The following is a 23,414-nucleotide window of genomic DNA, read 5'->3' as shown; positions in this document are numbered from 1 at the left end:
CCCCCACCACCCGCGCGAAAACTCTCTCAAATCCCGACCAAAAGCTGCGCAGTTTTTCTCGCTGCCCGCCGGTCCGAGCAAGATGAGGAAAAACATTCTCGGCTGCGCGCGAAAAAATAGAGCCATTCGCTGCCGGCCCCCGGCGTCATCCGACGCCCCGTCGCGCGCGGCCCAGAACAGCACAATCCGGAGACTTCCCCCCATGACCGCCCGCCTGCCCGTCGACGGCACGCCTGCCCTGTCCGACTACCGCCTGACCGACAACCTGACCGCGACGCGCGGCCGGATCTTCCTGACCGGCACGCAAGCGCTGGTCCGCCTGCTGCTGATGCAGCGCACGGTCGACGCCGAACTGGGGCTCGATACGGCCGGCTTCGTCAGCGGCTATCGCGGCTCGCCGCTCGGCATGGTTGACCAGCAGCTGTGGAAGGCGAAGAAACTGCTCGACGCGAGCGGCGTGCGCTTTCTGCCCGCGATCAACGAGGAGCTCGGCGGCACGGCCGTGCTCGGGACGCAGCGCGTCGAGGCCGACCCCGAGCGCACGGTCGAAGGCGTGTATGCGATGTGGTACGGCAAGGGTCCGGGCGTCGATCGCGCGGGCGACGCGCTGAAGCACGGCAACGCGTACGGTTCGTCGCCGCACGGCGGCGTGCTGGTCGTCGCGGGCGACGACCATGGCTGCGTGTCGTCGTCGATGCCGCACCAGAGCGACTTCGCGATGATGGCGTGGCACATGCCGGTCGTGAACCCGTCGAACATCGCCGACATGCTCGAATTCGGCCTGTACGGCTGGGCGCTGTCGCGCTACTCGGGTGCGTGGGTCGGCTTCAAGGCGATCTCGGAAACGGTCGAGTCGGGCTCCACCGTCGACCTCGATGCATTGCAGACGCGGTGGCCGGCGCCGGAAGGCTTCGCGCCGCCCGCGGGCGGCCTGCACAATCGCTGGCCCGACCTGCCGAGCCTCACGATCGAGGCGCGCCTCGCGGCGAAGCTTGACGCGGTCCGCCATTTCGCGCGCGCCAACAGCATCGACAAGTGGATCGCGCCGAGCGCGCAGGCGAACGTCGGGATCGTCACCTGCGGCAAGGCGCACCTCGACCTGATGGAAGCGCTGCGCCGCCTCGACCTGACGGTCGCCGATCTCGACGCGGCCGGCGTGCGGATCTACAAGGTCGGCCTGTCGTATCCGCTCGAAATGACACGCGTCGAGACCTTCGTCGGCGGGCTCGCCGAAGTGCTGGTGATCGAGGAGAAGGGCCCGGTCATCGAGCAGCAGATCAAGGACTACCTGTACAACCGCACCGAAGGCGCGCGCCCGCGCGTGCTCGGCAAGCATGACGCCGCCGGCGCGTGCCTGCTGTCCGAGCTCGGCGAGCTGCGTCCGTCGCGCATTCTGCCCGTGTTCGCCGAGTGGCTCGCGCGGCACAAGCCGGCGCTCGACCGCCGTGAGCGCGTCGTCGATCTCGTCGCGCCGCAGATCCTGTCGAACGAGGCCGATGCGGTGAAGCGCACGCCGTATTTCTGCTCGGGCTGCCCGCACAACACGTCGACGAAGGTGCCGGAAGGCTCGATCGCGCAGGCCGGCATCGGCTGCCACTTCATGGCGTCGTGGATGGAGCGCGACACCACGGGCCTGATCCAGATGGGCGGCGAGGGCGTCGATTGGGCCGCGCACGCGATGTTCACCCACACGAAGCACGTGTTCCAGAACCTCGGCGACGGCACCTACTTCCACTCGGGCATCCTCGCGATCCGCCAGGCGGTCGCCGCCAAAGCGAACATCACGTACAAGATCCTCTACAACGATGCGGTCGCGATGACGGGCGGCCAGCCGGTCGACGGCAGCATCTCGGTGCCGCAGATCGCGCGGCAGGTCGAGGCGGAAGGCGTGTCGCGCTTCGTCGTCGTGTCGGACGAACCGGAGAAGTACGACGGCCATCACGGGCTTTTTCCGAAGGGCACGACGTTCCATCACCGCAGCGAGCTCGACGCGGTGCAGCGCGAATTGCGCGAGACGCCGGGCGTCACCGTGCTGATCTACGACCAGACCTGCGCGGCCGAGAAGCGCCGTCGCCGCAAGAAGGGCGAATTCCCCGACCCGGACAAGCGCCTGTTCATCAACGACGCGGTGTGCGAAGGCTGCGGCGACTGCGGCGTGCAGTCGAACTGCCTGTCGGTCGAACCGCTCGAGACGCCGCTCGGCCGCAAGCGCCGCATCGATCAGTCGTCGTGCAACAAGGACTATTCGTGCGTGAACGGCTTCTGCCCGAGCTTCGTGACGGTCGAAGGCGCGGCGCTGAAGAAGGCCGCCGGCGCCGCATTCGACGAAGCGGCGCTCGCCGCGCGCGTCGACGCGCTGCCGGTGCCGGCGACGCACCTCGACGCGGCGCCGTTCGACATGCTCGTGACGGGCGTCGGCGGCACCGGCGTCGTGACGGTCGGCGCGCTGATCAGCATGGCCGCGCACCTCGAAGGCAAGAGCGCATCGGTGCTCGACTTCATGGGCTTCGCGCAGAAGGGCGGCTCGGTGCTGTCGTTCGTGCGGATCGCGTCGAGCGACCGCTGGCTGAACCAGGTGCGCATCGATACGCAGCAGGCCGACGTGCTGCTCGCGTGCGACATGGTCGTCGGGGCGAGCGCCGAAGCGCTGCAGACGGTGCGTCACGCGCGTTCGCGCATCGTCGTCAATACGCACCGGATCCCGAATGCGTCGTTCGTGCAGAACCCCGACGCGAACCTGCATGCGGATGCGCTGCTCGAGAAGATGCGCCACGCGGCCGGCGACGGCTATCTGTCGAGCTGCGACGCGCAGGCGCTCGCCGCGAAGTTCCTCGGCGATTCGATCGGCGCGAACATCCTGATGCTCGGCTACGCGTGGCAGCTCGGCCTCGTGCCGGTGTCGCTCGCCGCGATGATGCGCGCGATCGAGCTGAACAACGTCGCGGTGCCGATGAACAAGCTCGCGTTCTCGATCGGCCGGATGGCGGCCGGCGACGCGGCGGGCCTCGACGCGTTGTGGAACGCGCGGCATACGGTGGCCGCGCAAGCCGCGCCGGAGACGCTCGCCGAGCTGATCGCCGATCGCGAAGCGCGCCTCGACGCATACGGCGGCGCGCGCTACGTCGAGCGCTACCGTGCGCTGGTGAACGCGGCGCGCGCGAAGGGCGACGACGCGCTCACGCGCGCGGTCGCGACGACGTTCTACCGGCTGCTCGCGGTGAAGGACGAATACGAAGTCGCGCGGCTGTACACGGACGATGCGTTCCGCACGGCGCTCGAAGCGCAGTTCGAAGGCGTGCCGGGCCACGCGTACCGCGTGAAGTTCAACCTCGCGCCGCCGACGGTCGCGAAGGCCGGCAGCGACGGCAGTACGCCGAAGAAGCGCGTGTTCGGCCAGTGGATGTGGCCGGTGTTCGGCATGCTTGCGCGTGTGCGCGGCCTGCGCGGCACGTGGCTCGATCCGTTCGGCCGCACGGTCGAGCGCAAGATGGAGCGCGCGCTGGCCGACGATTACGAGACCACGCTCGCGCGTGCGTTCGCCGCGATGACGGCCGGCAATGCGGCGCAGGTCGTGCAACTGGCCGACCTGCATGCCCGCGTGCGCGGCTTCGGTCACGTGAAGGTGCGCAACCTCGCCGGCGTGAAGCGTGCGGAACGCGAGCTCGCGTTGCAGCTCGGCATCGACGCGGCGACGAGCGCGGCCGTGCAGCACGCGCTCGACGAGATGAAGGGCGCGGGGATGCTGAAGGGGATTCCGGTCGTCGTCGCGAAGTAACGCCGCGGCAGGCGGATGTGAAAACGGCGACGCCGGTGCGTCGCCGTTTTTTTGCCTCTCGGGCGGCTGCGCGCCGGCCGCGGCCGATCGTTCAAAGAATGCCTTTCTTGCGCGTCGACAGCGCGGTTTCCGACAGGTCGATCTCGCGAAGCAGCTTCGTCAGCGTCTCGTCGGAAATCTTGCTGTCGGTGCGCAGCCGGTACAGCGCCGAGCGTTCCGCGCGCACGGCCGCGATCCGCATCTGCAATTCCATCGTTTCGGATTGCTTCGCTTGCGCGCGCGGCGTGGGGCCGTCCTCGGCCAGCGCGGCCAGCCGGCGGCGGTACTGGTCCATCACGCGTGCGGAGATGTCCGCGCAGCGCGCCGCGCCCGATTCGTCGAGGTCGGCCGAGATCGCGTCGTGCGACGCGTCGATCGCACGGATCGCGGCCTGCGCGGCGGCCGAGCGTGCGATGCGCTCCTCGTCGCCGAGCGCGTTGCGCGTCGATCGCACGCCGCGCAGCAGCAGCGGCAGGCCGATCACCGCGACGATCAGCGAGCCCAGGATCACGGCCGACGCGATGAAGACCGCGGTGTCGCGGCCCGGCAGCGGCGCGCCGTCGGACAGCGCGACCGGGATCGACAGCACGCCCGCGAGCGTGACCGCGCCGCGCACGCCGCCGACCGTCATCACCGCGATCGTGCGCACGCCGGCCATCGTGCCGGCGAGGCCGTGGCGCGCCGCGCGGCGGCTCGCGAACCAGCGCAGCAGCCATACCCACAGGAAGCGGATCGCATACAGCGCGAGCATCATCGCGCACACGTTGAAGATCATGCGGCCGACCAGCGCGTCGCTCGTATGGTGCGCGTCGACGAGCGCGCGGCCGATGATGTGCGGCAACTGCAGTCCGAGCATGATGAAGACCATGCCGTTGAACACGAACTCGATCATCGCCCACGTGCTTTCGGCGCGCACGCGCGACGCGACGGTGCTTTTGCGCGAAAAGCTCGTGTAATTCATCATCATCCCGGCCGATACGGCCGCGAGCACGCCCGACAGGTCGAGGTGCTCGGCGAACAGGTAGGCCGCGAACGGCACCAGCAGCGTCATCACGATGCCGGGGGCCGGGTCGCCTTCCTGCTCGGCATTCAGGAAGCGCGTCGACAGCGCGCTGAACACCCACGACACGATCGCTCCCGTCGCGAGCCCGCCGGCCGCGACGATCACGAACGTGAGCGACGCGGCGCGCAGCGAGAACACGCCTGTCAGCGCGGCCGCGATCGCGAACTTCAGCGCGACGAGGCCCGACGCGTCGTTCATCAGCGCCTCGCCTTCGAGGATGTGCATCAGTTGCGGCGGAATGCGCCCCTTGCCTGCGATGCCGGACAGCGCGACCGCATCGGTCGGCGACAGCACCGCCGCGAGCGCGAACGCGATCGGCAGCGGCAACTCGGGAATCAGCCAATGCGCGAAGTAGCCCACCGCGAGTACCGTCATGAACACGAGGCCGAACGCGAGCATCAGGATCGCGCGGCGCTGCAGGTAAAGCTCGCGTTTGGGAATTCGCCAGCCGTCCGCGAACAGCAGCGGCGGAATGAACAGCAGCATGAAGATTTCAGGGTCGAACGTGACGTGCAGGTTCAGCTTCGGCCACGCGAGCATCGCGCCGAACGCGATCTGCATCAGCGGCAGCGGCAGTTGCAACGGCAGGAGGCGCGTGACGGCGCCGGACAGCGCGACGGTCAGCAGCAGAATGAGGACTGTGAAGACGATTTCCATCGATACGGCGGATAGGCAGAATGAAACGGTCGTACGGAGTGTAGCGTGCCGACGTGACGGATGCGCTCGAGCGGCCGGTGCGTGCGCACGGAAATGGTGCGTCGATGGTGCGCCACGATGGTGCGGCGGCCCGGCGCGGCCGCGCGGCGCGAGGTTCCGCGCACCTTGCACGGAGCTTGCTTGAAGGTGGGCAGCCGCCCGGCCCGAGCCGGGCAACCGAGGGTCCAACCATGACATTGCGCGCGCCGTCCCGTTCGTCGTTTCGTTCGGCGGACGTCGCGTTCGACCGCATCACCAGGAGAAGGGCATGACGATCGTGCAACAGGAGCGTCCGGCCGCCGCGTCGCCGTACCGGTTCGAGCGGGAGATGAGCTCCGGCTTCGAACGGCTGGCGACGCAGCACCGCGACCTGACGCTCACGACCGTGTTCCAGCCGATATTCAGCCTGTCGCACCAGCGTGCGGTGGGCTACGAGGCGCTGCTGCGCGCGCACGATGCGCTCGACCGCCCCGTGTCGCCGCTCGACGTGTTCGGCGAAGCCGCGCGCCGGGGCGAACTGCTGCAGATCGACCGGCTCGCGCAGGCGCTGCATCTGGAGAACTTCGCGCTGCTCGGCGCGGAGCGCGAGTGGCTGTTTCTCAACGTCCATCCGGGCGTGCTCACGGATCCGTTCCAGGCGGCCGCGCTGCTCGCGAACCTGAAGCGGCTCGGCATGCCGCCGCGGCGTATCGTGCTCGAAGTGCTCGAACAGCGCGCGGACGACGTCGAGCGGCTCGCGGAGGCCGTGCGCGAATTCCGCACGCACGGCTTCCTGATCGCGCTCGACGATTTCGGCGCGGGCCACTCGAACCTCGAGCGGATCTGGCAGCTGAACCCGGACATCGTGAAGCTCGACCGGATCATGCTGTCGCACGCGGCGCACCGTACGGGGCTCACCGCGATCCTGCACGGGCTCGTGACGTTGTTGCACGAGGCCGGCAAGCTGGTGCTCGTCGAAGGGATCGAGACCGAGCACGAAGCGCAGATCGCGCTGTCGTGCGAGGCCGATTTCGTGCAGGGCTACTACTTCGGCCGGCCCGCGCCGGGGCTGCCCGACAGCGCGGCCGCGACCGGCTGCATCGGCGAGCTGACCGAGCGCTTTCGTCAGCAGACCGAAGCGCGCGAGCGGCGCGACACGCAGCGGCTCGCACCGTACCTGCGCGCGTTCGAACGTGCGGCCGAGCGCCTCGAGGCCGGCGAGCCGCTCGACGAGGTGTGCTGGAACTTCCTCGCGCTCGACGCGGCCGCGCGCTGTTTCCTGCTCGACGCGCAGGGCCGGCAGTCGGGCCGCAACCTCGTGCTGCGCGCCGATCGCGCGCTGGCCGAGGCGCGCTTTTCGCCGCTCGCGGACGCGCAGGGCGCGAACTGGCTGCGCCGGCCGTATTTCCGCTCGGCGATCGCCGAACCGGGGCGCGTGCAGGTGACGCGGCCGTACCTGTCGATCAACGAGGCGCAGCCGTGCGTGACGCTGTCGGTGGCCGTGCGCGTCGGCGATGCGCAGCGCGTGCTGTGCGGCGATATCGACTGGAGCGACGACGACGCCGAAGCGGCGTAGGGACGCACGGCTTGCACCGGCGATCGTCGACATGATGCAGCCGCAGGGCGCGCACTTCAGCGCGCGGATGTTCAGGTTCGTGCCCGGCGCCGCGGTGACGGCGTTGTCCGCACTGGTCGGCATCTGGCTCGTGCGGCGCGGCTGAAGGACGCGGCCGACGTATTCGACCGACATACGCGGCCGCCGGGGCGCTGGCGTCCGTCACGCGGCTCGGCTAGGATGCGCGAATTGTCCAGACGATTCGCGGGCCGCCCATGAACCGACACGCCGCTTCTTCCGTTCTCCTCGAAGTGATCGCCACGACCGTCGGCGATGCAAAGGCTGCCGCCCGCGCGGGCGCCGACCGCCTCGAACTCGTGACCGCGATCACCGAAGGCGGGCTCACGCCGAGCGTCGGGCTGATCGAGGCCGTGGTGGCCGCCGTGCCGATTCCCGTCAACGTGATCGTGCGTCCGCACAGTCGCTCGTTCGTCTACGACGCCGACGACCTGCGCGTGATCGAGCGCGACGTGCGTGCGGCCGTCGCCGCCGGCGCGAACGGCGTCGTGTTCGGCGCGCTCGATGCGCGCGGCGACGTCGATCTCGGTGCGCTGGCCCGCATCGCGGCCGCCGCCGACGGGCGCGCGCTCACGTTCCACCGCGCGTTCGACGTCGCGCGCGATCTGAACGCCGCGTTCGACGCGCTGCTGCGCGTACCGGCCGTCACGTCCGTGCTGACGTCGGGCGGCCATCCGTCGGTGCTCGATGCGGTCGCGACGATTACGCGGCTCGTGCGGCAGGCGGCGGGCACGACCTGCACGGTGCTGGCCGGCTCGGGGCTCACGATCGACGCGGTCGGCGATTTCGTGCGCGCCACCGGCGTGCGCGCGGTGCATTTCGGCTCGGGCGTGCGGCCGCGCGGCGAGGTGCTGGCGCCCGTCGACGAGCAGCGCGTCGAACGCGTGCGCGCGGCGCTCGACGGCGCGGCGTCGCACGTGTGATGCCGCCGCTCGCGCACCGTCGCGTATTTCGTACGAACCGGGTTTTTCGGCACACGTTCAAAGAGCCACGGGCGATGGGCGGCGCGGGCCGAGCGCGCGCCGCGAGCACATAAAAAAACCGGGACGTATCCCGGTTTTTTTGCGACGCATGAACTTGCCGTGTGCTTACACGCTCTCCGCCAGCGCATCGGCCTGGCTCGCGCGAATCCCGAGGCGCTCGAACAGCGCACGGTCGCGCTGCGTCTGCGGGTTGCTCGTCGTCAGCAGCTGGTCGCCGTAGAACATCGAGTTCGCGCCCGCGAGGAAGCACATCGCCTGCATCGCGTCGTCGAGCTGCTCGCGGCCGGCCGACAGACGCACGACCGCCTTCGGCATCGTGATGCGCGCGACCGCGATCGTGCGCACGAATTCGAACGGATCGAGCGGCGCGGTGCCTTCGAGCGGCGTGCCTTCGATCGCGACGAGGTTGTTGATCGGCACCGATTCCGGATACGGGTTCAGGTTCGCGAGCTGCGAGATCAGGCCCGCGCGCTCGCGGCGCGATTCGCCCATCCCGATGATGCCGCCGCAGCACACGTTGATGCCCGCGTCGCGCACGCGGTCGAGCGTGTCGAGACGATCCTGGTACGTGCGCGTCGAGATCACCTGGCCGTAGAACTCCGGCGACGTGTCGAGGTTGTGGTTGTAGTAGTCGAGGCCCGCGCTGGCGAGCTGCTGCGCCTGTTCGTCCTCGAGCATGCCGAGCGTCATGCAGGTCTCGAGGCCGAGTTCCTTCACGCCGCGCACCATTTCGGTCAGCGCCGGCATGTGGCGCTCCTTCGGGTTGCGCCACGCGGCGCCCATGCAGAAGCGGCTGGCGCCGTTCGCCTTCGCCGCGCGCGCGGCGTCGAGCACCGTGTCGACGTCCATCAGCTTCTCGGCCTTCAGACCCGTGTCGTGATGCGACGACTGCGAACAGTAGCCGCAATCTTCCTCGCAGCCGCCCGTCTTGATCGACAGCAGCGTCGACAGCTGCACCGCGTTCGCGTCGAAATGCTCGCGATGCACCTGCTGCGCGCGGAACATCAGGTCGTTGAACGGCAGCTCGAACAGCGCGACGACGTCGGCGACGCGCCAGCGTTGCGGGGCCGGTGCAGCCACGGGAATCGCGTCGGGTTGCACGGCGGCGGTCTGGGCTTGGGTCATTTCGTTTTCCTGTCCTGGGCGGAATTTGGGGGATCGGTTGGTCAATGCCGCGCGGCGCGCAGCGACTCGACGAGCGCGGCGATGTCGAGCATCGCCGCGGCGGATTCGGGGGCGGCCGGCGTCATGTGCGCGATGCGGCCGAGGAGCGGCGCACGGTGCTCGCGCGCGAGCCAGTCGCGGATCGTCGCGACGTTCTCGTCGGCGAACGACATGGCCGGGTCGACGTGGTTGGCGACCCAGCCCGCGAGCGTGAGGCCGCGCTGGCGAATCGCATCGGCCGTCAGCAGCGCGTGGCTGATGCAGCCGAGCCGGACGCCGACGACGAGCACGACGGGCAGGCCGAGCGCGACCGCGAGATCGGCGGTGTCCTGCGTGTCGTTCAACGGCACGCGAAAACCGCCGACGCCTTCGACGACGACGACGTCCGCGCGCGTCAGCGCTTCGCGATGGCATGCGACGATCGTGTCGAGGTCGAGCGTCACGCCTTCCCGCGCGGCGACGATGTGCGGTGCGGCCGGCGCTTTCAGCAGGAACGGCGTGCGCAGCTCGGGCGGCAGCACGACGTTCGCGGCGGCGTCGAGCTGGTCCGCATCCTCGTTGCGCCACACGCCGTCGCGTTCGTACGCGCCGGCCGCGACCGGCTTCAGCGCGGCCGCGCGCAGGCCGTGCCGCGCGAAGCCGTGCAGCATCGCGGCCGAGACGAAGGTCTTGCCGATTTCGGTGTCGGTGCCGGTGACGAAGACGGAAAGCGGGGCGGTGCTCATGCGGCTGCCTCGCTGGCTTCGATCAACGCGGCTTCGAGCCGTGCGAGATCGTCGAACGAATGCGCGGCCGACAGAGACACGCGCAGCCGCGACGTGCCGGCCGGCACCGTCGGCGGCCGGATCGCGGGCACCCACAGGCCGTGCGCGTCGAGCGCGCGCATCGCCGCGAGCGTCGCGTCGTTGCCGCCGATCACGAGCGGCTGCACGGCCGTGTGCGAATCGACCGGCTGCCAGCGCGTGTTGCGCAGCAGCGTGCGCGTGCGTTCGATCAGCGCGGCGAGGTGCGCGCGGCGCGCGTCGCCTTCGTCGCCCGCGATCACCTTCAGGCTGGCCGATACCGCATGCGCGACGGCCGGCGGCGCGGCAGTCGTGAAGATGTAGCTGCGCGCGCGCTGGATCAGCCATTCGATCACGGTTTCATGCGCGATCACGAAGGCGCCGGCGACGCCGGCCGCCTTGCCGAGCGTGCCGACGTACACCAGATGCGGCGAACGCAGTGCGGCGGCCGCGAGCGCGCCGCGGCCCTGCGGGCCGAGCACGCCGAAGCCGTGCGCGTCGTCGACGACGAGCCACGCGCCATGGCGTTCGGCCAGCGCGACGAGTTCGGCGAGCGGGGCGAGATCGCCATCCATGCTGAACACGGTATCGCTGACGATCAGCTTCGTTTCGGCGTCCGACGCGTCGAGCAGCGCGGCGAGCGCGGCCGTATCGGCGTGCGGATAGACCTGCACGTTCGCGCGCGACAGCCGCATGCCGTCGATCAGCGAGGCGTGGTTCAGTGCGTCGGAAAAGATCGTCGCGCCCTTGCCGGCGAGCGCCGTCATCGCGGCGAGGTTCGCCATGTAGCCGGTGCTGAAGTACAGCGCGCGCGGCGCATCGGAGAAGCCGCCCGCGAAACCCGCGAGTTCGTCCTCGAGTCGGGCATGCGCGCGCGAATGCCCGCCGAGCAGGTGCGAGCCGCCGCTGCCGGCGCCGTAGCGCTGCGCGCCTTCGCCGAGCGCGGCGACGAGCGCCGGATGCGCGGCGAGGCCGAGGTAGTCGTTGCTCGCGAAGCCGACGATCTCGCGGCCGTTCACGGTCATGCGCGCGTCGCATGCGGTGTCGGCGATGCGGCGCACGCGGCGCAGCCCTTGGGCGTCGAGGTCGGCGAGGCCGCGTTGCAGGGTGTCGAGCAGGCTCATCGGCCGAGGTCCTCCAGCGTGGCGTCGAGCGTGTCGCGCGTGCGCTGCGCGAGCCATGTGACGTCGTCGTCGCTCATCACGTACGGCGGCATCAGGTACACGGTCGTGCCGATCGGGCGCAGCAGCAGTTCGCGCGCGAGCGCCTGCTCGAAGAAGCGCCGCGAGAAACCGCGTGCCGCGTCGCCTTGGAGCGCGACGTCGAATGCGAATAGCGTGCCGCGCTCGCGCAGGTGGCGCACGTGCGGATGCGCGTCGAGCGGCGCGAGCGCCGCGCGCAGCGTCGCCGATTTGCGGGCGTTGCTCGCGAGCACGTCGTCGCGCGCGAACAGATCGAGCGTTGCAACGGCCGCGCGGCACGCGAGCGGGTTGCCCGTGTACGAATGCGAGTGCAGGAAGCCGCGCGTGGTGTCGTCGTCGTAGAACGCCGCGAACACGTCGTCGCGCGTGAGCACGAGCGACAGCGGCAGGTAGCCGCCGCTGATGCCTTTCGACAGGCACATGAAATCGGGCCAGACGCCGGCCTGCTCGCATGCGAAGAAGGTGCCCGTGCGGCCGCAGCCGACCGCGATCTCGTCGGCGATCAGGTGCACGCCGAATTCGTCGCACAGCGCGCGCAGCCCGCGCACGTACGACGGATCGTGCATCGCCATGCCGGCCGCGCACTGCACGAGCGGCTCGACGATCAGCGCGGCAATCCGGTCGCCGCGTTCGACGAACAGGCGCCGCACGTCCGCGAGTGCGCGGCCCGCGACGTCGGCGGCCGTCTCGCCGGGCTGCGCGCCGCGCGCATCGGGCGACGCGACGACGTGCGCATGGCGGATCAGCGGGTCGTACGCATCCTTGAACAGCGCGACGTCGGTCACGCCGAGCGCGCCGATCGTCTCGCCGTGATAGCTGTTCGCGACGCAGACGAATTCCTGCTTGTTCGCGCGGCCGCGGTTGCGCCACGCGTGGAAGCTCATCTTCAGCGCGATCTCGACGGCCGACGCGCCGTCCGACGCGAAGAACGCATGGCCGAGCGTGCGCGCGGTGAGCGCATGCAGCCGTTCTGCGAGTTCGATCGCCGGTTCGTGCGTGCAGCCGGCGAGCATCGCGTGCTCGAGCGTGTCGAGCTGGTCCTTCAGCGCCGCGTTGATGTCCGGGTTCGCATGGCCGAACAGGTTGACCCACCACGAGCTGATCGCGTCGAAGTAGCGGCGGCCGTCACGGTCGTACAGCCACACGCCCGCGCCGCGCGCGACGGGGACGAGCGGCAGGCGCTCGTGATGCTTCATCTGGGTGCAGGGATGCCAGACCGCGCGCAGGCTGCGCGCGACCCAGTCGTCGGTGGCTGGCGTACTCAAGGCGACTCCGGGGGTAAAACGGCCGCGCGGCATCGACGGGATGCCGCGCGGCGGGACACGAAACGCGCAGAGATTAGCGTGTTCCGCTGGACGTTGCACTAGCGGTTACAAACGCCGCAAAGCCTTGCTGGGCGGGAGTTCGGCGCAGTTCGGCGGTGCTCGGAACGGAACGCGGCGGATCGGGCGAAATGCGTGCAGATGGCGACGTTCGAGTGCCGCCCCCCGACAGAAAAAAATCGCGGGTCGGGGCGGGGCGCCGTGGCGAAATATGGGGAACGATTATGGTGCGGTGTTTGCGGCGACATGGGGCGATCTTGCGTCGCGGATCGTCCGGTCGATGAGGCGGCGCAAGGCCGGACGACGGGACGAAATCTGGCGCGAATTCAACTCGATTGCTCGTAAAAGCGAGCGTCACGCAATGTGTGCTTGATTAGACGAGAAGGGGAGAGCGCGCCGCGACGACCTTGATGGACGGGGCTGCAAGCGGGAAGAACGACAGCCGCGCGTCAGCGCGAAGCCAATGCGCGCGTATCGATGTCGCGGGTGTGATCGTCGCCGTTGTCGGCCGTCCGCGTCGCGTTGTCGCTCCACACGACGCGGTCGTTGACCGCATACAGTCGGCATGCGCCCGCCCCTTGCTTCGCGCAGTTGTCGAGCGCGAGCGCCATGGGATCGTCGCCGCCTTCGGCCCACGACCACGCGCCTTCCGACGACACCGCGAACGCGCGGCTCGGGTGCTGGTTCAGGAAGCGGCGATAGCCTTCGCGGCCCGCTTCGTCGACATAGGGCACCGCGTTGACCGCATCGATCGACGCATAGCCGGTGGCCTTCGGCTCGTGCGGGTCCGCGACGGCATAGCGCACCGCGGTCGGCAGGTTCAGTTCGGCGAGGAATGCGTGCACGGCCGGCCACCACACGGGCACGCCGTCGCGATCGACGATCAGCCGGTGCGCGTCGTCCTTGTAGCGGCCGAAATCGATGAACTGGGCCTGCGTGCCGTGCGACACGTATGCGTCGTGCATCTGCGCGACGAGCGCGGGCGTCCACACCGAGTCGTTGTCGCCGTACAGCCAGAGCGACCGCACGGCGGTATGCGCGCCGTACTGATCGAACGCGTCGACGAGGTTGTGCTGCCAGCCGTCGCACAGGTCCTGGCGCAGCCCGCCGGAGAAGTTGATGATGCCGCGCACGCCCGCTGCGGCTTCGGTGCCGTATGCGATCGACACGAGGCCGCCGTGCGACGTGCCGGCGACGACGATGCGCGACGCATCGACGTACGGCTGGCGCGACATGTAGCGCACCGTCGCATCGACGTCGGCGGCCTGCGCGAGGCCGTTCTTGCCGACGTTGCAGCCTTCCTGCTGGTACGTGCCGTCCGACCCGGCGAAGCCCTGGCGATTCGGCGCGATCACCGCATAGCCGCGGCGCACGAATTCGCGCGCGAACGCGAGCGGCCGGCTGCGTGGCTGCAGATGGAGATCGCCGGTATTTTTGCCGTGGTTGAAGACGACGAGCGGGAACGGGCCGGGGCCGTTCGGCTTGAAAAGCGTCGCCTCAAGCGTGACGGCGCCCGACGCGTCGGCCGGAATGCGAAGGATCTGTTCGTTGAGGTCGGCGGTGACCTGCGGCAGGTTCGAGTCGGCGTAGTCGAAGTGCTCGGCGTGGGCGAGCGAGCCGCTGGTGCCTGCACCCGTCGTGGCGCTCGTCAGCGTACCGGCCTGAGCGGCCGACAGCGCACAGGCCGCCATCCATCCCACCAATACCTTGCTGAACGCCATCCGTAAGCCCTGCCATGCAACATGACCAATTCGAGGCCATCGTAGCCCGACAAAATCAGGTTGTGCAATGCGGGAATTACCCGGCGTCTGACATGGCAACTATTTGTCAGCGTTCACTTACTTCGCCGTCGACATAGCGCCAGAATCCCTGCTCGTCGCGCTCGAATCGGCTCGTCTCGTGGAGCCGGTACGCGCGTCCGCCGACCTTGTAGCGGGCCACGAATTCGACCTCCGCATGCCGGTCGTCGAGCGGCACGTGGCGTTTGACCGCGAGGCCCAGCCAGCGCGGCGCCTCCGGTGCTTCCGGGTCGGTGTCGAGGTCGGACGGGCAGGTGCGCGCGGCCCACGTCGCGCGCAGGTAAGCGGTCGCGCCGAGCACGTACGCGCTGTACCGCGAGCGCATCAATTCGAGTGCGGTGGGGGCGGCTTCGCCGCCGTCGATGAAGCGGCCGCAGCAGGCCGCATAGCGGGGCGCCGGCGCTTTGCCGGCGGGCGCGGGCGACGCGCCGCCGCACGGGCATGCGTCAGGTCGGTTCGAAATCATGCGAAATATGAATTAACAACGCTCGGTTGCCGGCGCCGCTCACCAGCTGAGCTCGATGCCGTCGTACTGGAAGAACCGGCCGTTCGCCTGAGACACGTCCGAGCCGGATTCGGCGATGACGCGACGCATGCCGGTCACGCTCGTTTCCGGATCGATCGCGGCTTGCGCGCCGCCCATGTCGGTGCGCACCCAGCCCGGATGCAGCGAAATGCACGCGGCATGGCGCGTCTGCAGCGACGCGATGCGCAGCGCGTCGTTCAGCGCGGCCTTGCTCGCGCGGTACAGCCAGCCGGTCGTGCCGGTCGCTTCGGCGATGCTGCCCATCCGGCTCGACACGACGGCCAGCACGCCGCGCGCGTCCTCGACGAGCGGCAGCACGATCGGCAGCAACTGCATCGGCCCGCGCACGTTCGTATGCATCACCGCGTCGAAATCCTCGGCGGTGATCGTCTCGACGCCTTCGGTGCGCGGTCCGTACACGCCCGACACGAGCACGGCCGCATCGAGCCGCTCGCCGTCGAGCTTCCAGCCGAGCGCCGCGATCTGCTCGGGCTGCGCGATGTCGAGCGCATGCGGCTGCGCGCCGAGCGCGCGCAACGCGTCGAGCGACGCCGCGTCGCGCGCGGTGGCGATCACGTTCCAGCCATCGCGCCGGTATTGCCGGACGAATTCGCGGCCGAGGCCGCGCGATGCACCGACGATCAATACGGTTTTCATGCCGTCGCTCCTTGGGTTGGCGCCGCCGAGGCAGTGCCGGTGTCAGATCCGTTCGATGCGTGTCGCGCCCGCGAGGCAGCCGCCGGCAGGCGGCTGGCGCGTCACTTCACTGTGCGTCGCCGCACGGCTTCAGCGTGGCGGCGACCGCTTGCGCGACGCCGTCGAGCCGTGCGGCGTCCGCCGCGACCATGTCGTTGTCGGGCGCATGCTGGCCGCGTGCGGTCAGCGCCGCCACGCAGCGCTTGTAGGTTTCGTCGAGCGCGTCGAAGTTCGACACGGCCATCCCGAGGTTGCGCATCCGGCCGTCGTGCACGCCGTACACAAGCCCGTGCACGGTGAGGGACTGGCCGCGTGCCCATGCGTCGTTGACGATCGTCGTGCGGCACACGTTGACGACCTGCTCGATCGAATTCAGCTCGATCAGGCGGCGGTACCGCGCTTCGCCGACCGGCCATTCGTCGAGCAGCGCCGCATGGCGCTCGCGCACGTCCTGCACATGATGCAGCCAGTTGTCCGCGAGGCCGACACGGCGGTTGTGCAGCGCTGCGTTCACGCCCGAGCAGCCGTAGTGGCCGACGACCATGATGTGCTTCACGCGCAGGATGTCGACCGCGAACTGGATCACCGACAGGCAGTTCAGATCGCTGTGCACGACGACGTTTGCGATATTGCGGTGCACGAACACTTCGCCCGGCGGCAGGCCGATGATCTGGTTGGCCGGCACGCGCGAATCCGAGCAGCCGATCCACAGATATTCCGGCGCCTGCTGGTCGGCGAGCCGTGCGAAGAAATCGGGATCGTCGGCGAGCTGGCGTTTGACCCAGGCATCGTTGTTGTCGAACAGATGGGAAAGCGGATTGTCTTGGATAGTCATCGGGTGGCTTCCGTTGGCGGAAATCGGGTCGATATTGGATTCGGTGTTGCCGGCGTCAGGCGGCGCGCTGCGCGTCGCCTTCGCCGTCGTTCGTCGCGCCGAAGCGCGCGGGGTAGCGCACGCAAAAGCGCAGCGCGGCGTCGTACGGATAAAAATCGGGCAATTCGCCCTGCAGCAGCTTGTCCTTGCTCGCCTGCCACAGCGCGGGATCGAAAAAGTCCGCGTGATGCTTCATGAAGACGCTGCGCACGCGCGGGTCGCCGAGCAGGAACGGCCCGTAGGTTTCCGGAAAGATGTCGTGCGGGCCGACGGTATACCACGGTTCGCCGGACAGCTCGTCTTCCTCGTTGCGCGGCGGCGGCACGCGCCGCACGTTGCAGTCGGTCAGGTACTCGATCTCGTCGTAGTCGTAGAACACGACGCGGCCGTGGCGTGTGACGCCGAAGTTCTTGTACAGCATGTCGCCCGGAAAGATGTTGGCCTTCATCAGCTCCTTCACCGCGTTGCCGTATTCCTTCACACCGTGCTCGACGTCCGCGTCGGTGCCGTTCTGCAGGTACAGGTTGAGCGGAACCATCCGGCGCTCGATATACAGGTGCTTGATCACGAGATCGTCGCCCTCGTATTCGAGCAGCGACGGCACTTCCTTCTCGAGTTCGCGCACGAGCGCGTGATCGAGCCGTGCGAGGGGCAGCGCGACGCTCGAATACTCGAGCGTGTCGGCCATCCGCCCGAGGCGGTCGTGGCGCTTCACGAGCTGGTACTTCTCCATGATCTGCGCGCGCGTCGTGTCCTTCGGCGGCGGGAAGTGATCCTTGATGATCTTGAACACGTACGGGAACGACGGCAGCGTGAACACGAGCATCACGAGACCCTTGATCCCGGGCGCGATGATGAAGCGGTCGCTCGAATGCGACAGATGGTGCAGCAGGTCGCGGTAGAACAGGTTCTTGCCCTGCTTCTGCAGCCCGACCGACGTGTAGATCTCGGCCTTCGGCTTGCCGGGCATGATCGTGCAGAGGAACTCCACGTACGCGGACGGCACGCCCATGTCGACGAGGAAATACGAGTGCGAGAAGCTGAAGATGATCTGCAGCAGGTCGCGGCGCAGCAGCACGGTGTCGAGCGCGAGCAGGCCCGGGCGCACGTGGCGGATCGGCACCGCGAACGGCAGCACGCGGTCGGCGTTGATGATGCGGCCGACGATGTACGCGCTCTTGTTGCGGAAGAACAGCGACGACAGCACGTGGATCTGGAAATTCGGCGCTTCGTCGAAGCGGCCGAATTCATCGTCGATCGCCTGCATCACGCAGCCGATGTCGCGCGTGAGATCCTCGAACGCCGGCTCGAGCTGGAAGTTCGTGACGATGCGCTCGAGCGTGACCGCGAGCCCGTCGGTGCCCGGGTAGTACGCGCGGTAGGTCGGCTTCGCGGCCGGCTCGTCGTTCTCCAGATACTCGGTCGAGATCGCCGGGCGCACGAAGATGAAATCGTTGCTGAAATACGAGCGGTGCAGGATCTTGCAGCACACCGAATTGAAGAAGGTTTCCGCGCACTCGGGCTGGCGGTGCGACGTGAGCAGTCCGATGTAGTGCAGCTTGATCTGCTGCCACACTTCGTCGTCGATGTTCTCCGCGTCGTATTCGTCTTCCAGCACCTCGACGCATTCCTTCACGCGATCGTCGTACGACGTGATCCGCTCGCGCGCGAGCCGCTGCAGCCCGTGCCAGTCGCCGCGCTCGTACAGCGTCTTCGCCTCGACCGCCGCTTCGCGGAAGATCCGGTAATGGCGATCGAAGTATTCGAGCATCGTCTGCGCGACGTCGAAACCGATCTGCGACGACAGCAGTTTGGGGAAGTGATTCATCGCGTGCAGGCTCGTTCGGGAGGGACGGTAAGCACCCGCCATTTTAGCGCCCAAGTCGGCGTTTCAATGATTTTTGGGGTGACGCGCGAACGGTCGTCAATCGGCGTGTTGATCGCCGTTGGGTGCCGTTCGGTGCATCTTCGCGTAAAGATACGGGTACGGAACCGATTCTGGCACGAACTTTTTTTGATCGCCCGACGGCCGCCGGGCACGCGTTCCGCGCGACGGCGATAGAATCGACGCACCACCCGCCGTGCCTGCCGCCGGCGCACATTCGCACCGATAACGACGAGACGCCCCCACCGATGAACGCCCTGGAACACCAACTCGACTACCCCTTCGCCGATACGCTGCCCGCCCCGGGCGACACGTTCGAGGTCGCGCCCGGCGTGCGCTGGCTGCGCATGCCGCTGCCGTTCTCGCTCGATCACATCAATCTCTGGCTGCTGCGCGACGAGATCGACGGCCAGGCCGGCTGGACGATCGTCGATTGCGGGATCGCGTCGGACGCGATCCGCACGCACTGGGAGCAGATCTTCGACGCGCATCTCGACGGCCTGCCCGTGCTGCGCGTGCTCGTCACGCACTGCCACCCCGATCACTTCGGCCTCGCGAACTGGCTGTGCGAAGGCGGCGACAAGGGGCGCTGGAACGTGCGACTGTGGATGACGCTCGGCGAATACATGTTCGGCTGCCTGATGGCGGCCGGCAACGGCTCGAACGCGGGCGGCGCGGCCGCCGCCGATCATTTCGCGCGCCACGGGCTGACCGATCCGGCCGCGCTCGACAAGCTGCGCAACCGCCGCAGCTATTACTCGGATCTCGTGCCGGCCGTGCCGCCGCGCTACCGGCGCCTGCGCGAAGGCGACGCGATCGCGATCGGCGCGCGCACGTGGCGCGTCGTCACCGGCTTCGGTCATTCGCCTGAACATTGCGCGCTCCACAGTGAAGCGGACGGCGTGCTGATCTCCGGCGACATGGTGCTGCCGCGCATCTCGACGAACGTGTCGGTGTTCGACCTCGAACCGGAAGGGAACCCGCTCGCGTTGTATCTCGAATCGCTCGGCCGCTACGAGACGATGTCGCCCGACACGCTCGTGCTGCCGTCGCACGGCAAGCCGTTCCGCGGCGTGCGCACGCGCATCGCACAATTGCGCGAGCACCACGATGCGCGCCTGGCCGAAGTGCGCGTCGCCTGCGCGGAGCAGCCGGTGAGCGCGGCCGACATCGTGCCGATCATGTTCCGTCGCCGCGAGCTCGACATCCACCAGATGACGTTCGCGCTCGGCGAGGCGCTCGCGCATTTGAACCTGCTGTGGCTCGCGGGGGAACTCGTGCGCGAGCAGGGCGACGACGGCGTGCTGCGGTTCCGCACCGCCAACTGAGGCCGCTTCGTTCTCCTTACGCGACGGGTTCGTAGCGCCTCCCGTCGCGCCGCCATTCCATCGTGTGCGTCGGTTCGAGCGCCGCGAGAAACGCGGCGTCGTGCGACGCGACCACGATCGCGCCCGGGAAGCCGGCCAGTGCGGCTTCGATCGCGCGCACCGATTCGAGATCGAGATGGTTGGTCGGCTCGTCGAGCAGCAGCAGTTGCGCGGGCGTGCCGCGCCACAACGCGCACGCGAGCGCGGCCTTCAGTCGCTCGCCGCCGCTCAGCTGGCGCGCCGGCTGCGTCGCGCGCGCCGCGTCGAGCTGCAGCAGCGCGAGACGGCTGCGCAGCTCGCCTTCGGCGAGCGGCGTATCGAGCAGGCTCAACTGCTCGACGATCGAGCGCTCCAGGTCCAGCAGCGCGAGCCGCTGGTCGAGATACGCGGCGCTCACGTGCGTCGTGCAGGTGCCCGAGCGCGGCGCGAGCTCGCCCGCGAGCATCCTCAGCAACGTCGACTTGCCGCAGCCGTTCGGGCCCGTCAGCGCGATGCGCACGGCGCCGCTCGCCGACCACGTGATCTCGTCGGCGTCGCCCGCGACGCGCCACGGCAGTTGCGCGCGTTCGAGCGTAAACAGCTGGCGGCGCGCGCTGACCTCGGTGCCCGGCAGCGACACGAGCACGGGCGCATCGGCTTCGACGTGCGCGGCTGCCTGCTGCACGCGTTCGTCGAGCGTCGCCTTGAAATCGTCCTGATGGCGTCGGACCTGTCCCATGATGTTGCGTGCCGCACCCTTGCGGCTCTGTTTCGCTCCCGACGACAGGTTGGCCGTCTTCGCGTCGCGCAGCGACGCGGCCGCGTGGCGCTGGATCGTGTCGTGTTCCTGTTCGAGCCTGCGTCGCACGCGCCCGCGCTCGGTGCGCGCATGGTCGAGCACCGCTTGCGCGGCTTCCCGTTGCGCGTCGCGCTGCGCGCGGTAGAGCGCGTAGTTGCCGCCGTACGAGCGCGCGCCGTGCGGCGTCAGCTCGACGATGCGTTGCACGCCGCCGAGCAGCGCCCGGTCGTGGCTCGCGATGACGACCCCGCCGCGCCAGCCGTCGAGCGCCGCGCGCAGCCACGCCCGGCCCGGTGCGTCGAGATGGTTGGTCGGTTCGTCGAGCACGAGCAGGCCCGCGCCCGACAGCAGCGCGCCGATCAGCGCGACGCGCGCGAGCTGGCCGCCGCTCAGCGCATGCGCGGGCGTGTCGGCGCGGACGTCGTGCAGGCCGGCCGCGTCGAGTGCCGTGCGCAGCCGCTCCGCGAGATCCCAGCGATCGCCGATCAGGTCGAAGTCGTGCGGTTCCGCGTGGCCGTCAGAGAGGCGTGCAAGTGCGCCGAGCGGCGCATCGAGCGCGGCGATTTGCGCGACGGTCTGCGGGGCGGCCGCCGTGTCGTCGTGGTCGTGCTGCTGCGCGACGTAGACGACCTGCGTATGCCGCTCGATGGCACCCGCGCTCGGCGCGCGGCGGCCCGCGATCAGTTGCGCGAGCAGGCTCTTGCCGACGCCGTTGCGGCCGACGATGCCGGTCGGCGTGCGGTCGATGGAAAGGTCGAGCGAATCGAACAGCGTGACGCCGTCGTCGAAGCGGAAGGAAACGTGATGAAGCGCGACGAGCGCGCCGGTGGGCGTGGCTGCAGCCATGAGCACCTCCGAAAATGCGTGAAGACCTTCGCGCGCGGCGTGCGTGGCACGGGCGGCGAAAACATTTCGGGAAGGCTTAGTTGTTCACTTTGGCTGGCGTCCGGTATGAGGAACAGGCGCGCAGTGTAGCAAGCGCGGCGCGCGGGCGGCAAGCGAGCGGCGTGCATGCCGTCGCTTGCGCGCACGCACGGTTACTGCACGGCGACCGCCGCGAAGTTCTGCCGCCCGAACGGACTCACGCGATAGCCGCTCACGTTCGTGCGCGTGAGCGCGGCCGCGGTCGGGTAGCCAAGCGGGATCCACAGCGCCTGGTCGTGGATGATTTTCTGCGCGCTTTCGTACAGCTTCGCGCGCTTGGCCTGATCGGCGGTCGACTTGCCGTCGGCGATCAGCTTGTCGAGCTGCGCATCGCAGAAGCGCGCGAAGTTGATGCCCGACTTCACCGCGTTGCAGCTGAACAGCGGCGACAGATAGTTGTCCGGATCGCCGTTGTCGCCGGCCCAGCCCATGAAGAGCATGTCATGCTGGCCGAGCTTCGCCTGCTTGATCAGCTCGCCCCATTCGATCACCTTGACGTCGGCCTTCACGCCGATCTTCGCGAGGTCGGCCTGCAGCAGTTCCGCGCCGACCTTCGGGTTCGGGTTCAGCACGCTGCCGGTCGGGCGCGTCCAGATGGTCGTCGAGAAGCCGTTCGGGAAGCCGGCCTGCGCGAGCAACTGTTTCGCCTTCGCGGGATCGTACGCATACGGCGCGACGTCGTTCGCATAGCTCCACGTGTTCGGCGGATACGGGTTGTTCGCGGCCGTCGCGGTATTGTCGAACACGACCTTCAGGTAGGTCGCGCGGTCGAACGCGAGATTCAGCGCCTCGCGCACCTTGTCGTTGTCGAGCGGCTTCTTCTGCGTGTTCAGCGCGACGAACGCGGTCATGAACGCGGGCGTCTGCACGACCTTCAGCGCGCTTTCGCCCTTCGCGGCGAGTACGTCCTGCGGCTTCGGCGACAGCGCGATCTGGCATTCGCCGGCCTTCACTTTCTGCAGGCGCACCGACGGGTCGGGCGTGATCGCATAGATCAGCCGGTCGACCTTCGGCTTCGTGCCCCAGTACGTCGGATTCGCGTCGTAACGGATCAGCGCGTCCTTCGTATAGCTCTTCAGCACGAACGGGCCGGTGCCGACCGGCTTCGCATTCAGGTCGGCCTGTTTGCCTGCCTTCAGCAACTGGTCCGCGTATTCGGCCGAGTAGATCGACGCGAAGCCCATCGTCAGGATCGGCACGAACGTCGCATTCGGCTCGTTCAGCACGAACTTCACCGTGCCGTCGTCGACCTTCGTGACCGACTTCACGAGCTTCACGAGGCCCATCGACTGCGCGTGCGGGAAGCCGCTCGCGCCGGCCACCTTGTGCCACGGATTCGCATCGTCGAGCATCCGCGTGAACGTGAACACGACGTCGTCCGCATTGAGCGGGCGGCCCGGCTTGAAATAGTCGGTGGTCTGGAACGCGACGTTCGGGCGCAGGTGGAACGTGTACATGAGGCCGTCGGCACTCGCTTCCCATTTGTCGGCGAGCGCGGGCACGACCTTCTTCGCGGCTTCGTCGTAGGACACGAGCGTGTTGAAGATCACGTCGGCCGATGCGTTGGTCGTGACGAGCGAGTTGTACTGCACGACGTCGAAGCCGTCCGGGCTCGATTCCGTGCAGACGGTCAGCGGCTTGGCGGCGGCGAGGCCGGGGGCGACAAGGGCGGCGGCGACGGCGGCCGCGGCGAACAGCTTGACGTGCATAGGATCTCCCACGTGGCTTGTGTTTTTCGCTGGATGACGGAGGCAGGCGCGGCCGGTAAGCGGGCGGGCCGGCGCGGCTGGCGAATAGCATACCGTCAAAGCGCGCGACGCGTGAAAAAAGGCGCCGGAACGCGGCGAATTGACCGAACAACGGCTGCGTTCGCGACGGAACGGGTGTCGATGCAGCGAAGGGTGCGGCGCAGGCGGCGGGCGGGGCG

Annotated in this window: 16 protein-coding genes; 4 read left to right on the top strand and 12 right to left on the bottom strand. The window is 68.7% G+C overall.

Going from position 1 to position 23,414, the window contains the following annotated elements:
• The first annotated feature begins 202 nt into the window (after positions 1 to 202).
• Complete coding sequence (locus C4B30_RS33985; RefSeq protein WP_027785590.1) at positions 203 to 3,775, top strand: indolepyruvate ferredoxin oxidoreductase family protein; 3,573 nt, start codon at positions 203 to 205, stop codon at positions 3,773 to 3,775.
• A 91-nt stretch (positions 3,776 to 3,866) separates the two neighbouring features.
• Here C4B30_RS33985 and C4B30_RS33980 read toward each other — a convergent pair whose 3' ends face one another.
• Positions 3,867 to 5,534 (bottom strand): Na+/H+ antiporter, encoded by a 1,668-nt coding sequence (locus C4B30_RS33980; RefSeq protein WP_027785589.1) that lies wholly within the window; start codon positions 5,532 to 5,534, stop codon positions 3,867 to 3,869.
• Between the two features lie 307 nt (positions 5,535 to 5,841).
• On the opposite strand from C4B30_RS33980, the gene C4B30_RS33975 reads away from it, so the two are divergent.
• The gene (locus tag C4B30_RS33975) at positions 5,842 to 7,128 is read left to right on the top strand and encodes a sensor domain-containing phosphodiesterase (RefSeq protein WP_027785588.1); all 1,287 of its coding nucleotides are present in this window, start codon (positions 5,842 to 5,844) and stop codon (positions 7,126 to 7,128) included.
• A gap of 254 nt (positions 7,129 to 7,382) precedes the next feature.
• Positions 7,383 to 8,108: a copper homeostasis protein CutC gene (locus C4B30_RS33965; RefSeq protein ID WP_027785587.1), complete on the top strand. Its 726-nt coding sequence runs from the start codon at positions 7,383 to 7,385 to the stop codon at positions 8,106 to 8,108.
• A gap of 165 nt (positions 8,109 to 8,273) precedes the next feature.
• On the opposite strand, the gene bioB is transcribed toward C4B30_RS33965, so the two are convergent.
• The 9 genes from bioB to aceK all read right to left on the bottom strand — a co-directional run bounded on the left by bioB (position 8,274) and on the right by aceK (position 18,361).
• Complete coding sequence (bioB, locus tag C4B30_RS33960) at positions 8,274 to 9,293, bottom strand: biotin synthase BioB (protein WP_027785586.1); 1,020 nt, start codon at positions 9,291 to 9,293, stop codon at positions 8,274 to 8,276.
• A gap of 41 nt (positions 9,294 to 9,334) precedes the next feature.
• Positions 9,335 to 10,057 carry a dethiobiotin synthase gene (bioD, locus tag C4B30_RS33955; protein WP_027785585.1) on the bottom strand — a complete coding sequence of 241 codons (723 nt, stop codon included), beginning with the start codon at positions 10,055 to 10,057 and terminating at the stop codon, positions 9,335 to 9,337.
• A complete protein-coding gene (gene bioF / locus C4B30_RS33950) occupies positions 10,054 to 11,238 on the bottom strand; it encodes an 8-amino-7-oxononanoate synthase (protein WP_027785584.1) in 1,185 nt (394 codons plus the stop codon). The genes bioD and bioF overlap by 4 nt, the downstream gene beginning before the upstream one ends.
• The gene (bioA, locus tag C4B30_RS33945) at positions 11,235 to 12,581 is read right to left on the bottom strand and encodes an adenosylmethionine--8-amino-7-oxononanoate transaminase (RefSeq protein ID WP_027785583.1); all 1,347 of its coding nucleotides are present in this window, start codon (positions 12,579 to 12,581) and stop codon (positions 11,235 to 11,237) included. Before bioA ends, bioF begins: the two co-directional genes overlap by 4 nt.
• 506 nt (positions 12,582 to 13,087) lie before the next feature.
• Positions 13,088 to 14,359: a dienelactone hydrolase family protein gene (locus tag C4B30_RS33935; protein WP_027785582.1), complete on the bottom strand. Its 1,272-nt coding sequence runs from the start codon at positions 14,357 to 14,359 to the stop codon at positions 13,088 to 13,090.
• Positions 14,360 to 14,465: 106 nt separating this feature from the next.
• Positions 14,466 to 14,903 (bottom strand): YchJ family protein, encoded by a 438-nt coding sequence (locus C4B30_RS33930; RefSeq protein WP_027785581.1) that lies wholly within the window; start codon positions 14,901 to 14,903, stop codon positions 14,466 to 14,468.
• Between the two features lie 39 nt (positions 14,904 to 14,942).
• Positions 14,943 to 15,620, bottom strand: coding sequence for an SDR family oxidoreductase (locus C4B30_RS33925; protein WP_027785580.1), 678 nt, complete (start codon positions 15,618 to 15,620; stop codon positions 14,943 to 14,945).
• 106 nt (positions 15,621 to 15,726) lie between these two features.
• Positions 15,727 to 16,494 carry a carbonate dehydratase gene (gene can, locus C4B30_RS33920; protein WP_027785579.1) on the bottom strand — a complete coding sequence of 256 codons (768 nt, stop codon included), beginning with the start codon at positions 16,492 to 16,494 and terminating at the stop codon, positions 15,727 to 15,729.
• A gap of 55 nt (positions 16,495 to 16,549) precedes the next feature.
• Complete coding sequence (aceK, locus tag C4B30_RS33915) at positions 16,550 to 18,361, bottom strand: bifunctional isocitrate dehydrogenase kinase/phosphatase (RefSeq protein ID WP_027785578.1); 1,812 nt, start codon at positions 18,359 to 18,361, stop codon at positions 16,550 to 16,552.
• Between the two features lie 305 nt (positions 18,362 to 18,666).
• On the opposite strand from aceK, the gene C4B30_RS33905 reads away from it, so the two are divergent.
• Complete coding sequence (locus C4B30_RS33905; RefSeq protein ID WP_027785577.1) at positions 18,667 to 19,746, top strand: MBL fold metallo-hydrolase; 1,080 nt, start codon at positions 18,667 to 18,669, stop codon at positions 19,744 to 19,746.
• 16 nt (positions 19,747 to 19,762) lie between these two features.
• On the opposite strand, the gene C4B30_RS33900 is transcribed toward C4B30_RS33905, so the two are convergent.
• A complete protein-coding gene (locus C4B30_RS33900) occupies positions 19,763 to 21,409 on the bottom strand; it encodes an ABC-F family ATP-binding cassette domain-containing protein (protein ID WP_027785576.1) in 1,647 nt (548 codons plus the stop codon).
• 191 nt (positions 21,410 to 21,600) lie between these two features.
• Entirely contained in the window at positions 21,601 to 23,196 is a 1,596-nt protein-coding gene (locus tag C4B30_RS33895) for an ABC transporter substrate-binding protein (protein ID WP_027785575.1), read from the bottom strand.
• Between the last annotated feature and the right edge of the window lie 218 nt (positions 23,197 to 23,414).

This window comes from Burkholderia sp. BE12 (assembly GCF_002959955.1).
GTDB lineage: Bacteria > Pseudomonadota > Gammaproteobacteria > Burkholderiales > Burkholderiaceae > Burkholderia.
Note: the sequence above shows the minus strand (reverse complement) of the source record. Positions and strands in the feature narration are given on the sequence as shown.

What these genes read in the sequence shown, in the direction of transcription:
- C4B30_RS33985 (WP_027785590.1), top strand. Translation starts at nt 203, where the DNA reads ATGACCGCCCGCCTGCCCGTCGACGGCACGCCTGCCCTGTCCGACTAC.
- C4B30_RS33980 (WP_027785589.1), bottom strand. Translation starts at nt 5,534, where the DNA reads ATGGAAATCGTCTTCACAGTCCTCATTCTGCTGCTGACCGTCGCGCTG.
- C4B30_RS33975 (WP_027785588.1), top strand. Translation starts at nt 5,842, where the DNA reads ATGACGATCGTGCAACAGGAGCGTCCGGCCGCCGCGTCGCCGTACCGG.
- C4B30_RS33965 (WP_027785587.1), top strand. Translation starts at nt 7,383, where the DNA reads ATGAACCGACACGCCGCTTCTTCCGTTCTCCTCGAAGTGATCGCCACG.
- bioB (WP_027785586.1), bottom strand. Translation starts at nt 9,293, where the DNA reads ATGACCCAAGCCCAGACCGCCGCCGTGCAACCCGACGCGATTCCCGTG.
- bioD (WP_027785585.1), bottom strand. Translation starts at nt 10,057, where the DNA reads ATGAGCACCGCCCCGCTTTCCGTCTTCGTCACCGGCACCGACACCGAA.
- bioF (WP_027785584.1), bottom strand. Translation starts at nt 11,238, where the DNA reads ATGAGCCTGCTCGACACCCTGCAACGCGGCCTCGCCGACCTCGACGCC.
- C4B30_RS33935 (WP_027785582.1), bottom strand. Translation starts at nt 14,359, where the DNA reads ATGGCGTTCAGCAAGGTATTGGTGGGATGGATGGCGGCCTGTGCGCTG.
- C4B30_RS33930 (WP_027785581.1), bottom strand. Translation starts at nt 14,903, where the DNA reads ATGATTTCGAACCGACCTGACGCATGCCCGTGCGGCGGCGCGTCGCCC.
- C4B30_RS33925 (WP_027785580.1), bottom strand. Translation starts at nt 15,620, where the DNA reads ATGAAAACCGTATTGATCGTCGGTGCATCGCGCGGCCTCGGCCGCGAA.
- can (WP_027785579.1), bottom strand. Translation starts at nt 16,494, where the DNA reads ATGACTATCCAAGACAATCCGCTTTCCCATCTGTTCGACAACAACGAT.
- aceK (WP_027785578.1), bottom strand. Translation starts at nt 18,361, where the DNA reads ATGAATCACTTCCCCAAACTGCTGTCGTCGCAGATCGGTTTCGACGTC.
- C4B30_RS33905 (WP_027785577.1), top strand. Translation starts at nt 18,667, where the DNA reads ATGAACGCCCTGGAACACCAACTCGACTACCCCTTCGCCGATACGCTG.
- C4B30_RS33900 (WP_027785576.1), bottom strand. Translation starts at nt 21,409, where the DNA reads ATGGCTGCAGCCACGCCCACCGGCGCGCTCGTCGCGCTTCATCACGTT.
- C4B30_RS33895 (WP_027785575.1), bottom strand. Translation starts at nt 23,196, where the DNA reads ATGCACGTCAAGCTGTTCGCCGCGGCCGCCGTCGCCGCCGCCCTTGTC.